The sequence below is a fragment of the Hymenobacter rubidus genome (assembly GCF_016734815.1).
Classification (GTDB): domain Bacteria; phylum Bacteroidota; class Bacteroidia; order Cytophagales; family Hymenobacteraceae; genus Hymenobacter; species Hymenobacter rubidus.
This window is the reverse complement of the sequence record NZ_JAERQF010000052.1, coordinates 12904-28071: the sequence shown is the minus strand read 5'-3', so window position 1 is coordinate 28071 and position 15168 is coordinate 12904. Positions and strand designations below refer to the sequence as shown.

Sequence of the window (15168 nt, the reverse complement as noted above, 5' to 3'; positions counted from 1 at the left end):
CCTGAAAGCTATATACCACCAACTCGGCCAACTTCGTGCGTAACATCAGTTACTAATGCACGCGAGATGCTTCGCGGCGCTCTGCATGACGTTTCAGGTGATTACATATACCGGCCAGGCACCAGATAATTCTGCACATAGTCCTGAATGCCATCTTCCAGCGGCGTGAAGGGCTGGTTGTAGCCAATGCTCTTGAGCTTGCTCATATCGGCCTCGGTGAAGTACTGGTATTTGTCGCGAATGTCCTCCGGCGTGTCTTTGAATTGAATATCGGCCGGGCGCTCCAGCGCTTTGAAAGTGTTCAGTGCCAAATCCAGGAAGGTGCGGGCCGTGCCGCTGCCCAGGTTGTAGATGCCGGAGTGCGTGCGGTGGTTCAGTAGGAAAAAACATACTTCCACCACGTCCTTCACGTACACAAAATCACGCATCTGGCCGCCGTCGGTGTAGGCGGGGTTGTGCGATTTGAACAGCATCATCGAGCCCGACTGCTGAATCTGGTGGAAGGCGTGCAGGATGACCGAAGCCATGCGGCCCTTGTGGTACTCGTTGGGGCCGTAGACGTTGAAAAACTTCAAGCCGGCCCAGAAATACGGCTTTTCTGCCTGCTGCAAGGCCCAGTTGTCGAAGTCATTTTTCGAGTCGCCGTAGGGGTTGAGCGGGCGATAGAGCGGGAACAGTGCCTCGTCCGAATCGGTGTAGCCCAGGCTGCCGTCGCCGTAAGTTGCGGCTGAGGAGGCGTACACCAGCGGCAAATTATACTGCACGCAGGCCCGCCACATCTGCTTGGAATAGTTGAGGTTGAGCACGTCGAACACGGCCGGGTCCATCTCGGTGGTATCGGTGCGGGCACCGAGGTGGAAAATGAATTCGACCTGCTCGTGGTTGGCGTCGAGCCACTCAAAAAACGTTTCCCGGTCCACGTATTCGCGCAGCTTCTTGCCTTCGATGTTGGGCAGCTTCTTTTCAATGGAAAAATTATCCACCACCACGATGTCGTTGAAATTGGCGGCGTTGAGGCGGGAAACTAGGCAGCTGGCAATGAAGCCGGCCGCGCCGGTGACTACTATCATGGGAAGCGGTTTTGGGGTCGGGTGCAAAGGTAAACCCCCGTGCCGCAAGGTGCGGCCTACCTTTGCGCCATGCGTTTTCGACTGCTGCTTTTACCCCTGGCCCTGCTGCTGGGCTGCCAACCCGATTCGGAGCAACTAGGCACCGTGCAGGTGCGCGACGACCTGGGCCGTGCCCTCACCGTGCCCATCCGCCCGCGCCGCGTACTGGCCCTGGCCCCCAGCATGACCGAAATGCTCTACGCCGTGGCCGATACGGCCACCATCGTGGCCCGCGTGCCCCAGGACAATTACCCCGCCGCCGTCTACCGCAAGCCCGTGGTCAACAACTACCCGCTCGACCTGGAAAAACTGGTGCTCCTGAAGCCGGACATCGTTTTCACCATCGAAGGCATCACCTCCGTGGACGATGCCCAGCGCCTAAAAGAGTTGGGTATTGCGGTCTATTACCAGCGCTACCACCGTGTCGAAGACGTGTTCAAAGGCATTGAAGACGTGGGACGGCTCCTGCGCCGCGAGGCCCAGGCCAAGCACTTGGCCGATTCGCTACGGCAGCAGCTGAAAGCACTTGCCGCTTCGGCTCCCCAAGTGGCTGCGCCGCCCAACGTGCTGGCCATTACCTGGCAGGACCCCATTTACTGCTACGGCCAGAACACGCTGTTTACCGATGAAATCCGCCTTGCCGGCGGCCAGAATGCCATCACCGAAACCTTCCCGCAGCCCTACCCGGCCCTCACCCGCGAGTACGTGCTCAAGCTGAACCCCGAGGTGCTGCTCGGCGGCCGCTTCGGGAAGCTGGACAGCACCTTCTTTAAAAACTACCCCGAGCTGCGCCGCATCAAGGCGTATCAGAGCCGCCGCGTGTTTGCCATCACCGGCAACCTGATGGAGCGGCCCGGCCCGCGCGTGGTAGAGGCTGTGCGCGAGCTGCAGGGGATATTGCTGAGCAAGCATATCCAAACCAAAACCGTCATGTCGAGCCCAGCCGAGACATCTCGCTCGGGCCAGTAATCCAATGGATTAGTTATGGCACGCGAGATGTCTCGGCTGCGCTCGACATGACGGTTTACTTAACCAGTATCATTCTTTGAAATCCTCGCGCCCACTTCTGTGGCTGACTCTCGGCCTGCTGCTGACACTGGCGCTGCTGGTGCTGGGCCTGCGCGTGGGCAGCTACGCCACTTCCTATGCCTTCATTCTGAACACGTTTCGCCACTACGACCCCACCGACCCCGCCCAGCTGGTGCTGGTGCAGTTGCGGCTGCCGCGCCTGCTGCTGGCGCTGCTGGCCGGGGCCAGCCTGGCCGTGAGCGGCTACCTGCTCCAAACCCTGGTCACCAACCCGCTGGCCGACCCTTATTTGCTGGGCACGGCCTCGGGGGCATCGCTGGGGGCCATTGCTACCTACGTGTTGGTGCCCTCGCTCACGCTGATGGGCGTGTATTTGCCGCCGGTAGCGGCTTTGGTTGGCGCCTTTGCCGCCACGTTGCTGGTGGTGGCGCTGGGCACCCGGCGCGGGCGGATTTTGCCGGCGCCGCTGCTGCTGGCGGGCGTGGCGGTAGGGGCGCTGGCCTCGGCGGTGGGCAGTTTGCTCACTTTCCTGGCCTCGCCCGAGGGCAGCTTGCGTAGCGTGGTGTTTTGGGCGTTTGGCAGCTTCGAGCGGGCCGGCTGGAACGTGCTGCTGTATCCGGCTGCCGCGCTGGCCATCAGCCTGGGGGTGCTGTTTTTCCTGCAGAAAGACTTGAACCTCTTGCTGCTTGGCGAGGAGCGGGCCGCCGCGCTGGGCCTGCCGGTGGCCCGGCGGCGCTGGCTGCTGGTGGGGCTGGCGGCGGGCCTCACGGGCGGGGTGGTGGCGCTGTGCGGGCCGGTGGGGTTCGTGGGCCTGCTGGTGCCGCACCTCACGCGGGGGCTGCTGGGCACCACGGGCCGCTACAATGTGCTGGTGTGCGCGGTGCTGGGCGGCAGCTTTTTGCTGGCCTGCGACCTGCTGGCGCGCCTGCTCTACCCGCCAGCCGGGCTGCCCGTGGGCTTGGTCACGGCCCTGTTCGGGGTACCCTTCTTCGTATATTTGCTGCGGAAAACTACTTAGTTGCCAGTTGTTGGCTGTCAGTTGTCAGGCGATGGAAGCACCGTTTCAGACTGACAACCAACAACTGACAACTGACAACTAACAGAATGATATACATCAGCCGCCAGGAACACTTTAACGCCGCCCACAAGCTCTACAACCCTAAGTGGAGCGAGGAGCGCAACCGCGAAGTGTTCGGCCCCTGCGCCAATACCAACTGGCACGGCCACAACTACGACCTCATCGTGACGGTGAAGGGCGACCCCGACCCCGAAACCGGCTTCGTGGTCGATTTGAAGGCTCTGTCCGACCTGCTGCGCACCCACATCACCGACCAGGTCGACCACAAAAACCTCAATCTCGACGTGCCTTTCATGGCCGGCCAGATGGCCAGCACCGAAAACCTGGCCGTTGCCTTCTGGCAAATCATCGAGCGCGAGCTGCCCGCCATCACCCCCGCCAAGCTGCATTGCGTAAAGCTCTACGAAACCCCCCGCAACTTCGTGGAATATTATGGCGGTTAAACGCCGGTCATGCTGACGAAGGAAGCATCCTATCACGGGCGCTTTTGTCAGAATTGCTAACCCCAGTGGCGCGGACGTGATAAGGTCCTTCGCTGCGCTCAGGATGACGTAACAAATTGAAATATTACTTAATAGCCGGCGAACGGTCGGGCGATTTTCATGCCTCCCATCTCATGCGCGAGCTGCGCCAGCAGGACACCGCCGCCGATTTCCGCTTTTGGGGCGGCGACATGATGCAGGCCGAGGGCGGCGAGCTGGTGCGCCACTACCAGGACCTGGCCATCATGGGGTTTCTGGAGGCCGCTACCAGCGTGCTCAAGTTCCGGGGCTACCTCAAGCAATGCCAGCGCGACATTCTGGAGTACAAGCCCGACGTGCTGATTCTGGTGGATTATGCCGGCTTTAACCTGCGCATGGCCAAGTTCGCCAAAGACCAGGGCATCAAGGTGTTCTATTATATTTCGCCCAAAATCTGGGCCTGGAACCAGGGGCGCGTCGAGCAGGTGAAGGCTTACGTCGACAAAATGTTCGTCATTCTGCCTTTTGAGGAAGAATTCTACCAAAAATTTGGCTACGGCGTCGATTACACGGGCAACCCGACGGCCGACGCGGTGGCCGAATTCCAGCCGACCCCTGATTTTTTCGACCGCAACCGCCTCGACCCCGAAAAGCCCATCATCGCCGTGCTGCCGGGCTCGCGCAAGCAGGAAATCGAGGAAATGCTGCACGAGATGATTGCCATTCTGCCGGGTTTCCAGGAATACCAGTTTGTGGTGGCGGGCGTCACCAACCTCGACCCGAACTACTACAAGCACTTCCACCGCAACGGCATCCGTTTCGTTTTCGACCAGACCTTCGACCTGCTGAGCCATGCCACGGCCGCCCTCGTCACCAGCGGCACGGCCACGCTGGAAACGGCCCTGTTCGATGTGCCCCAGATTGTGTGCTACCGCACCAGCTCGCTGAGCTACGCCATTGGCAAAATGGTGATTAAAGTGCCCTACATCTCGCTGGTCAACCTCATTGCGGGGCGCGAAGTGGTGAAGGAGCTGATTCAGGGCGAGTTCAATGCGCGCAACCTGCTCGACGAGTTGCGCACCATGCTGGACGACGCCGACTACTTGGCCCGCATCAAAGCCGGCTACGCCGAACTCCGCGAGAAGCTGGGCCAGCAGCAAGCCGCCAAAAAAACAGCCGAGCTAATGGTAAATTACCTGCAAGCCACTTAGGGCCAGCTCGGTCTGCCTGACGGGAAAGCCGCTTGGACCATGAAGGCCGAGCGGCTTTCTGCATGGTAGGGCCCTGGGCCTACCAGCCGGCGAAGCTGCAACCAACGGTTGCTGTTTCGTTTTAAGGTGCCCCCATTGCCTGTAAGGTGCTAATTGGAATTTGGTCGATTAAAGGGCTAGAGTCGCCGAATGAAACCGGGTCTATCATCGCCCATTCGGTATATTTACTGCTTCCACCTCAATCCCCCACTTAATGCATTACCCTTACCTAAGCCAGTCGTCCACTCAGCGACCAGCTTCCGTCTTGGCAGTTGGAGCGCGACTACGCCGGACGGGTTCCGGCTTATTGGCCCTGTTGGGGCTGGCCCTGGGTGCCCAGGCCCAACAAACGGCCCCCGCTTTTTTCCGGACCGACGCCGAAGCCCTCCACGCGGCGGCGGTTTCGCCGTTGTCGGCGGCCTTGTTTCATTCGCAGCCGCTTACGCTGGACGTGGCCGCCATGCGCGCCGCCCTGGCCACGGCCCCGCCCGAAACCGCGGCCAGCGCGGTGCCGCTGGTGCTGACGCTGCCTTTGCCCGACGGCAGCACCGGCCGCTTTGCCCTGCGCGAAGCCCCCGTGATGGCGCCGGAGCTGGCTGCCCAGTTTCCGGCCATTAAAACCTACGCCGGCGTGGGCCTCGACGACGCGGCTGCCTCGGTTCGCCTCGACATGACGCCGCAGGCTTTTCATGCCCAGGTGTTGACCGGCAACAGCAACAGCTTCTATATCGACCCGGTCAGCAAGGCCGATTCTCAGCACTACCTCGGCTTCTACCGGCGCCACATGAACCGCGCCGCGGCGGGTGCTACCATGAGCTGCGGCTTTGTGCCCACCGCCGACGAGGTGAAAGCGACCGTGGCACGGCTGGCTTCGGCCCCTGCTTCGGGCGCGGGCGCGCTCCTGACGGGGGCACAGCTGCGCAGCTACCGCCTGGCCCTGGCCTGCACTCCCGAATACGCCTACACCAAAGGCAACACCGTGCTGGGCGTCATGGCCGCCGAGGTAACCACCGTGAACCGCGTGGTGGGCGTGTATGAGAAAGAACTGGCCGTGCGCCTAGTGCTGGTTGCCAACAACAGCTCCCTGATTTTCCTGAAAGGAATTGGCACGCAGCCACCCACCGCCTATACCGACGCCAACGGCAGCAACATGCTGACGCAGAACGTGTCGAATATCAACGCCATTATTGGCTCGGCCAACTACGACATTGGCCACGTGGTGAGCACCGGCGGCGGCGGCGTAGCAGGCCTTGGGGTGGTGTGCGGCTCCAGCAAAGCCCGGGGCGTAACCGGCTCGTCCAACCCCGTCGGTGATGCGTTCGATATCGACTACGTGGCCCACGAAATGGGGCACCAGTTTGGCGGCAACCACCCCTTCAATGGCAACACGAGCAGCTGCGGCAGCGGCAACCGCAATGCCAACACGGCCTGGGAGCCCGGCTCGGGCTCAACCATCATGGCTTATGCTGGTATCTGTGGCTCGGCCAACGACTTGCAGCCTCATTCGGATGCGGTGTTTCACACGGGCAACTACCAGGAAATGCAGGCCTACATCAGCAGCACTTCCTGCGCAACGACCACGGCTACCGGCAACACCGCACCTGTGGTGACCGGCCCGGCCAGTGGCAAAACGCTGCCCATCAGCACGCCCTTCAAGCTGACGGCTGCCGGCACCGATGCCGATGGCGACCCCCTGACTTATATGTGGGAAGAAATGGACCTTGGCACTGCGGGCGCGCCTACGGCCACGCAGGTGGCCGGCACCACGCCCCCGCTGTTCCGGGACTTTGTGCCCGGCACCGACCCCACCCGCTACTTCCCGCGCCTGACCGACTTGGTGAACAATACCACCGTGCTGGGCGAGCGGCTGCCCACGGTGACGCGCACACTCTCGTTCCGTTGCTCGATTCGCGACAACCACGTCAGTTCGGTCGGGGTCATTGGTGGCCTCGATTACAGCCCCTTGGTAAGCCTGAGCACTACCAGCACGGCCGGCCCCTTCCTGGTTACGGCCCCCAACACGGCCCTGAGCTGGACCGGCGGCACCACTCAAACAGTGACCTGGGACGTGGCCAATACCACGGCCGCCCCCGTAAGCTGCGCCCTGGTGAACCTTCGGCTGAGTGTGGACGGGGGCCTGACCTACCCCGTACTGCTGGCCGCGAACGTAGCCAACTCCGGTACCGCCGCCATCACGGTGCCCAACCTGAACACTGCCCTGGCCCGCGTGATGGTGGAGGCGGCCGATAACTACTTCTTCGATATTTCGAACGCCAACTTTACCATTGTGCCCGGCACGGGCCCTGCCATCACCAGCTTCACGCCCACCGGCGGGCCGGTGGGTACTACCGTCGTTATCACGGGCACCAACTTCACGGGCGCAACGGACGTGAGCATCAACGGTACGGCCGCTACGTTCACGGTGACTTCGGCTACCACCATAAGTGCCACGGTAGCAGCGGGCACCACCAGCGGCCTCGTCTCGGTGACTACCCCCGGCGGCATTGCTGTTTCGGCCACGCCGTTTGTGGTGGGCACCCCGCCCACCATTGCCAGCTTCACGCCTACTTCGGGCCCGACGGGCACCACCACGGGCTCGGTCGGAACGACGGTAATTATTACGGGCACGAATTTTACGGGCGCTACGCAAGTGACTTTCAACGGCACGGCGGCTCCCATTTATTTCGTGAACTCGGCCACCCAGGTTACGGTACTTGTGCCGGCCGGCGCCACCACTGGCCCCATCACCGTTACCACGCCATCGGGCACGGCTACCTCTGCCACCAATTTCACGGTGCCGCTGGTGCCGGTTATCACCTCCTTCACGCCTACTTCCGGCTCGCCGGGCACGGTCGTAACCATCACGGGCGCCAACTTCACCGGAGCCACGCAGGTGTATTTCAACGGGGTGCTCGCTACGGTGTTTACTGTAAGCTCGGCTAACCAAATCACGGCCACCGTGCCCACTGGCACCGCTACCGGCTACATCACGGTGGTGACGCCCATTGGCGTTGGGGTTTCCACTTCCGTGTTCACGTATGTGGCGCCGCCGGCGGCAACCATTACCAGCATCAGCCCCACCAGTGGGCCGGTGGGTACCGTGGTTACCATCACGGGTACCAACCTTTCCAACGCCACAGCGGTGGCCGTGAACGGGGTAAACGCGGTGCGGTTTATCGTGGTGAATAGCACGACCATCACATTCTCGGTACCCGGCGGCGCCACCTCGGGCTTTGTTACCGTGACGACGGCTGCCGGTACGGTTGTTGGGCCGATATTCACGGTGATTCTGCCGCCCACCGTCAGCAGCATGACCCCCACGAGTGGCCCGGCCGGCACAGTTGTTACCATCACCGGTACTGACCTGACTGGCGTTACGTCCATTACGTTGAATGGGGTAACTATTACCAACTTCACCGTGGTGAATGGCACGACCATCACGTTCACGGTGCCCGCCGGTGCCGCTACTGGCAACGTGGTCGTCACCAACGCCGCCGGCTCCAGCACCGGCACGCTCTTCACCATTACCACCGCCACCGCAGCCGCTCGCGCCAATGGAACCGAATTCAGCGTGTGGCCCAACCCGGTAGCCGGCCAGAGCGCCTTGCACGTCACGCTGGCCTCGGCAGCGGCCAACGCCAGTGTTTCGCTGCGCACCGTGCTGGGCCAGACCGTTGCCACCCGCACCTTCAGCGGCACTACCACCGACCTGCCCACCACGAACCTAGCCGCCGGAACCTACCTGTTGCTGGTCCAGATGGAAGGCCGCGCACCGAGCGTTCAGCGCGTGGTGGTGCAGTAAAGCAGTATCACGGTTTTGACTAAAAAAGGCCCGCCAATTGGCGGGCCTTTTTTAGTCAAACTATTTTTTGTGACGGACCGTTACGGTTAAGCAACAGCAATAGTATATTTGACCTGAATATCACCCATGATTGAGGGGTAGCAAAAACAAAGGCCGGGCCTCCCGGCGCGGCCTTTGCCAACTACCTCAGTAGCTGCGAGAGTAAGAAGAGGCCAATAGCCTTCCCTACACCGCTCGCAACTCCTAGCAATACAGCTTTACCAACCGATTGCAGCAGTTTCTTCACGCTGTCCTTTTTCATTCTTGCCAGAAGTAAAAAGGGTGATACAACCTTGATACTTCTCGAAGCCCGTCTGTTCCAACCAGTCGGGCTTCTCTTTTTACAAAGAGTGAGCCGTTCGGCGCGGGACAAACCTAACGTGAGTGCGGTAAAGGTAATGCCACCTCAAGGCAACATAAATGGGAAGCCCGGCCGAAACCAGGCTTCCCATCACCAGTAGTTCGCTGTGAGAACTTATGCCGCCCGCATGTGGCGCAGCGGCGACTTCTCAAATTTGCTGCGGCAGTAGCTCAGGTTGATTTGCAGCGCGTCGGCGCCCTGCTCGGAAGGCATCTCGAACATGGCATCGGTCATGATGCTCTCGCAGATGGAGCGCAGGCCACGGGCGCCAAGGCGGTACTCGTCGGCTTTCTCCACGATGTATTCCAGCGCATCTTCCGTGAAGCTGAGGTCGATGTTTTCCATGCCGAACAGGCGCTTGTACTGGCGCACGAGCGAGTTCTTGGGCTCGGTCAGAATCATGCGCAGCGTGTTGCGGTCCAGCGGGTTTAGGTGGGTGAGGACCGGCAGACGACCAATCAACTCCGGAATCAGGCCGAAGCTCTTGATGTCTTGGGCCGACACGTAGCGCAGGAAGTTCTGCGTGTCTACCTGCTCATCAAGGTTCGTTTTGGCGAAGCCCATCGGCTTGGTGTTGAGGCGGCTCTTGATGATGCGGTCGAGGCCCGAGAAGGCGCCGCCGCAGATAAAGAGGATGTTCTCGGTGTTCACCGAAATCATCTTTTGCTCGGGGTGCTTGCGCCCGCCCTGCGGGGGCACGTTGATGTTGGTGCCTTCGAGCAGCTTCAGCAGCGCCTGTTGCACGCCCTCGCCGCTCACGTCGCGCGTGATGCTGGGGTTGTCGCTCTTGCGGGCAATTTTGTCAATCTCGTCGATGTACACGATGCCGCGCTCGGCGCTTTCCAGGTTGTAATCGGCCGCTTGCAGCAGGCGGGTGAGGATGCTTTCCACGTCTTCGCCCACGTAGCCGGCCTCGGTGAGCACGGTGGCGTCGGCAATGCAGAAGGGCACTTGCAGAATTTTGGCCAGCATGCGCGCCAGGAAGGTTTTGCCGGTGCCGGTTTCGCCCACCATGATGATGTTCGACTTTTCAATCTGCACCTCGTCCTCCGTGGGCTTTTGCATCAGGCGCTTGTAGTGGTTGTACACCGCCACGGCCATTACACGTTTCGCCTCGTCCTGGCCAACTACGTATTGGTCAAGATGTTCCTTAATAGCGCGGGGCTTGATGAGGTTGAATTTGGGCTGCTTGCTGGCATCCTGGGCTTTGGCCTCTTCGTCGAGGATGTGCTGAGCCTGGCCCACGCATTTCTCGCAGATGTGGGCGTTGATGCCTGAAATCATAACGGCGACTTCGCGCTTGCTCTTATTGCAAAAGGAACAGGATATTTCGGCCACGGAGAAAGGAATAGATGGGGTGGGAGGGGCTGGCTTTTGGACAAGCGGGCTCAAAGATACGATAAGCCCAACGTCTGACGCCGAAAAATTGGTGCCATGATGCAAGCGAAAAAATACAATATTGCCTGAATATAGCGGCTTTACAACGGCCATTTAGTTGAGCCCACGCCACCGCCCGCAAAGGAATGGCCGGCCGTGACTGCTTGGCCCTGCCACAACAGCGCACATTGGACTCTGTTTGAAAGCCAGGGACTGCCGGACGCAACGGTTTAGGTGGCTTGCTTCGGCCAAAGAGCTGATTGCAGCGCTACTAAGGCACTTTTGTGACTTCAGCATTAGCCAGTACATTTGCCTAAATAGGTATATGCAGTTCTCTTAAACAGCAGCGGTGTGATATGGCCTGAAGTCACGCAGATAAGATACCGGACGGCCCTCCTGCTGAGGGCGTTGGTGCTGCTGTTGGCGACGGCGACGGTCTTCGGCCAAACCCTGCCTTCGCGCCGCTTCAGCCTGGCCGAAGGACTGCCCGAAACCAGCGTCATTGCCCTGGCCCAGGACGGCGGCGGACGGTTGTGGGTGGTGACGGAGGTAGGAGCGGCCTGGTACGATGGCCATGATTTTCACTCCCTCACCACCCAAGCGGGTTTGCCCAACACCCGCGTATCGGCCCTGGCGGCCGACCCCGGCCCGGCCGCCGGGATGTGGCTGGGGTTTCGGGATGGCTCGCTGTGCTACTTCGACCCCGCCACGGCCCGTGTTCGGCGGGTGATGCCGCGTGTACCGGGCTACCCGGCCGAAGTGCGGGCCGTGCTGGCCCGCGATTCCGGCGCCCAGCGCCGCGTGTGGGTGGGCACGGCGGCCGGTGAAATGTACTGCCTGCGCTGGCCGGCCACAACTCCGCAGCGCGCGAGCCGCCCGGCCGCGCCACTGGTGCAGCGCGTGGCGTGGCCGGCCAGCCCTCTGTTGTCATTGGCCACGTCGGCGCCCATGCCCAACGCCATCAATGCGTTGGCGCCGGGGCCGGCCGGAGGACTTTGGGTGGGCACCGACCACGGCCTGCGGCTGCTGGACGAAACGACTGGCCGGCCCCGTGCTTTGCCCAGGCCGCTGCCCCCCGCCCTCGACAGCGGCGCCGTGCTGGGCCTGCGCGCCTCGTCCGACGGGCGGCTGTGGTGCGCTACGCCCACGGCGGGGTTGTTTGTGCTCGACCCTGCTGACCTGGGAGGCCGCGTGCGGCAATACACCACTGCCCAGGGCCTGTGTTCCAACCGTGTGCTGCGTGCCGTGGCGGCACCGGGCCCGGCCGGCCGCGTCTGGATACTGACCGGCAATGGCTTGAGCTACCTGGCTTCGGCCACCGCTTCGCAGGCGCGCTGCCTGCCGGGCACGGGACTCGTGAGCCACAGCTACCGCCGCGGCGACCTGCTGCTGGACCGCGAAGGCAACCTCTGGGCAACCTCGGCCGATGGCCTGACCCAATACCCCCCCGACGGCCGCTTTACCCTGTATGGCCCGGCCGATGGCCTGCCGGGCTTCAAGGTGTATGCCCTGGCCCGGGGCCTGCCGGGCGAGTACTGGGTGGGGACCAACGATGGCCTGGCCATTCTGCGCCCCGGCGCCCCCACGGAGGCCAGGCGCTGCCAGGTGCTGCCCAAGCGCTCCACGGACGTGCACAATATCATCCGGGCCCTGCTGGTGCGCGGCAACGGCGACGTGTGGGTAGGAGCCACCAAGGGTGGCACGGCCGTGTGGCAGTCGGCCAGTGCCCGCTGGCAAGCCCTGACTGCCAAAGTGCCTCCGCTGGGCGAAGCCACCGTGACGTCGCTGGCCGAAGACGAGCAGGGCCGCATCTGGCTGGGCACCGAAAGCAATGGCCTTATTATCTACAACCCCGCTACGAACCATTTTGAGCAGTATGTGGGTCCCACGCTGGCCGGTGCGCGCCGCGTAATGAAAGTGTTCCGTGCTCGGGCTGGCACCATGTGGCTGGGCACAGAAGGCGCGGGGCTTCTGAAGGCCGAAGCAGCAGCCGCGACGGGAGCTGCTCTGAGCCAGCGCTTTCGGCCGGTAGCACCCCGGCCGGCTGGCGCTGAGCCCCTGTCTGTTTTCTCCATAAGCGAAAACAATCGGGGGGAGTTATGGCTCACCAGCTTTGGCGAAGGCATGTTTACCTACCACCCCGCCCGGCCGACCTTGGGCCTGCGCCGGGTGCCGCTGCAGGGCCAGCCCGGCGCACACATCGACAACCCCTATTTTGTGCAGTGCGATGCTGCCGGGGCCGTGTGGCTGGGCACCACCCGCGGCCTGATGCGCTACGAGCCCGCCACCGGCCAGCAGACTTTTTTTGGGCGGGAAGATGGCTTTATTGGGCAGGAAACTGGTATTAATGCTGTGCTGGCCGACTCCGATGGCACCTTGTGGGCGGGCACGGTGGCTGGCCTGATGCGCTACACGCCCGGCGGCGCCCGGCCCAACCGCGTGCCGCCCAACCCGCGCCTGACCGGGCTGCGCCTCTTCATGCGCGATACGATGTTGCGGCCGGGCACGCGCCTGCCTTTTCACCTCAACCACCTCACTTTCGACTATGCCGCCACCAGCCTCACCAACCCCGGCCGGGTTCGCTACCGGTACCGCCTGGCCGGGTTCGAGCAACGGTGGAACGGCCCACTGGCAGCCCGCTCGGCCACCTACACCAACCTGCCGCCCGGCGACTATACCTTTGAGCTTCGCGCCGCGAACGAGGCCGGGCTGTGGAGCCCACGCCCAGCCCGGTTTGCCTTCAGCATTCGGCCGCCCTGGTGGCGCACGTGGTGGGCGTATGTGCTGTATGGCTGCGCGTTCGGCTTCGTTTTATATGGCGTGCGGGCCTACACCCGCGACCGGGAGCGGGAACGCGCCGACCGCCAGCTTGAGCACCAGGCCCTGGCCCACCTGCAGGAACTGGACCGGATAAAAACCGACTTTTTTACCAACGTCAGCCACGAGCTGCGCACGCCGCTTACCCTCATCCTGGGCCCGGCCGAAACCCTGGCGGCTGACCCCAACTCGCCCACGGCGCGGCAGCAGGGCGGGCTGGTGCTGCGCAATGCCCGTAAGCTGCTCACGCTCATCAATCAACTCCTCGATTTGAGCAAGCTGGAGGTTGGCGCGCTGCGTTTGCTCCCCACTTCCGGCGATGCCGCCGATGCCGTGCGTCAGCTGGTGTCGTCCTTCGCCTCGCTGGCCAAAAGCCGTCAGATTACCCTGCGCTGCGAAACTCCCCCAGCGCCGGTGCCGCTGGTATTTGATGCCGTGAAGCTGGAGGAAATGCTTACCAATTTGCTGGCCAATGCATTACGTTTCACGCCGCCCGGTGGCACTGTAGTGGTAACGGTGAGCGAAACCCCACCGACGGCTGCTGACCCCGCCGGCGGCGTAACCATTGCCGTGCGCGACACCGGCCCGGGCATCGACGCCGAAGACCTGCCGCACTTGTTCGACCGGTTCTATCAAGCCACCAACCCGCGCGGTGACAGCCTGCGCACCGGTACCGGCATTGGCTTGGCCCTGGTGCGCGAACTCACCACCCTCCACGGTGGTACCGTATCCGTCACCAGCCAGCCGGGAGCAGGGGCCACGTTCACAGTGCAGCTACCCCGAGAACTGCAGCCTGTTTCCGGGGCCGCGTGGCCCGCCGCCAGCCCCGGTCCGAATAGCCTTCCCTCCAGTGCACCGACAGCCGCTGGCCTTGAGCCTATAGGAGAGGAGTCGTTAGCTGAAATAGCTAACAGTGAGGCCGACGTTGTTCTCATCGTTGAGGATAATGAAGAAGTACGGGAATTTATTCGGGCTACGTTAGCCCCCGAAGGCTACCGCCTGCTGCTCGCCGCTGACGGTTTGACGGGGGCCGCAATAGCCAAGGCCGAAGTGCCGGATTTGGTGGTGAGCGACGTAATGATGCCCGGTCTCGACGGGTACCAGCTGTGTGCCCAGCTCAAAACCAACCCCGCCACCAGCCACATCCCGGTGGTATTGCTGACCGCAAAATCAGACCCGGAAGCCAAAATCGAAGGCCTCGAAACCGGCGCTGACAGCTTTCTGGCCAAACCGTTCAACCCGCGCGAACTGCGCGCCCAAGTGCGTAACCTGTTGCTGCTACGCCGGCGAATGCAGGCCCGATTTGCCGGCGAGCCAGCCGATGCCACCAGCCCGCCGGCCGCTGCGCCGGTGCGGCCGGCCACAGCCGTGCTGCTCAGCGCGCGGGAAGACCATGCAGCCGCGGTGGCCAGTTTGCCGTCGCTCGACCAGGCGTTTTTGCGGCGCTTCAATGAGTCGGTGCTCAACCATTTGGCCGATGAGGATTTCGGCGTCGACCAATTAGGGGCCGACATTGGCATGAGCCGTACCCAGGTGCACCGCAAGCTGAAGGCCCTCACCGGGCAGTCGCCGGGCGAGCACATCCGGGGCACGCGGCTGCACCGGGCCAGGGCGTTGCTGCGGGCGCAGGTGGGCACCGTGGCCGAAATAGCATATCAGGTAGGCTTTGGCAGTCCGGCGGCCTTTTCTACGGCCTTCTCACGGCAGTTTGGCTACCCGCCCAGCGCGGCAGTTCGACAGACCGAAGCCGAGCCCGACGAAGAGAAAGGAAGCCGATAAGTTGAATTTAATACGATTAAAATACAATTTTTCAAAACCGGTGAGCAACCCAGCTTACCGGTTTTT

The 15168-nt window shown here is 62.3% G+C and carries 8 protein-coding genes; 6 read left to right on the top strand and 2 right to left on the bottom strand.

Features of this window, described 5'->3' with window-relative positions; genetic code table 11:
* Positions 1–101: 101 nt before the first annotated feature.
* Positions 102–1070, bottom strand: coding sequence for an ADP-glyceromanno-heptose 6-epimerase (rfaD, locus tag JKL48_RS21845; RefSeq protein ID WP_201987346.1), 969 nt, complete (start codon positions 1068–1070; stop codon positions 102–104).
* A gap of 69 nt (positions 1071–1139) precedes the next feature.
* Here rfaD and JKL48_RS21840 point away from each other — a divergent pair, with 69 nt between their 5' ends.
* From JKL48_RS21840 to JKL48_RS21820, 5 genes are all read left to right on the top strand, one after another.
* Positions 1140–2078 carry an ABC transporter substrate-binding protein gene (locus tag JKL48_RS21840; RefSeq protein ID WP_201987344.1) on the top strand — a complete coding sequence of 313 codons (939 nt, stop codon included), beginning with the start codon at positions 1140–1142 and terminating at the stop codon, positions 2076–2078.
* A gap of 76 nt (positions 2079–2154) precedes the next feature.
* Positions 2155–3156 (top strand): FecCD family ABC transporter permease, encoded by a 1002-nt coding sequence (locus JKL48_RS21835; protein WP_201987342.1) that lies wholly within the window; start codon positions 2155–2157, stop codon positions 3154–3156.
* 86 nt (positions 3157–3242) lie between these two features.
* Positions 3243–3659, top strand: coding sequence for a 6-pyruvoyl trahydropterin synthase family protein (locus JKL48_RS21830; protein ID WP_201987340.1), 417 nt, complete (start codon positions 3243–3245; stop codon positions 3657–3659).
* A 116-nt stretch (positions 3660–3775) separates the two neighbouring features.
* Positions 3776–4888 carry a lipid-A-disaccharide synthase gene (lpxB, locus tag JKL48_RS21825; protein ID WP_201987338.1) on the top strand — a complete coding sequence of 371 codons (1113 nt, stop codon included), beginning with the start codon at positions 3776–3778 and terminating at the stop codon, positions 4886–4888.
* 355 nt (positions 4889–5243) lie between these two features.
* Positions 5244–8729, top strand: coding sequence for an IPT/TIG domain-containing protein (locus JKL48_RS21820; protein WP_201987337.1), 3486 nt, complete (start codon positions 5244–5246; stop codon positions 8727–8729).
* A 514-nt stretch (positions 8730–9243) separates the two neighbouring features.
* Here JKL48_RS21820 and clpX read toward each other — a convergent pair.
* Positions 9244–10467, bottom strand: coding sequence for an ATP-dependent Clp protease ATP-binding subunit ClpX (gene clpX, locus JKL48_RS21815; protein WP_201987334.1), 1224 nt, complete (start codon positions 10465–10467; stop codon positions 9244–9246).
* A 450-nt stretch (positions 10468–10917) separates the two neighbouring features.
* Here clpX and JKL48_RS21810 point away from each other — a divergent pair, with 450 nt between their 5' ends.
* On the top strand, positions 10918–15102 hold the full coding sequence (locus tag JKL48_RS21810) for a two-component regulator propeller domain-containing protein (RefSeq protein ID WP_317191980.1): 4185 nt from the start codon (positions 10918–10920) through the stop codon (positions 15100–15102).
* Positions 15103–15168 lie beyond the last annotated feature (66 nt).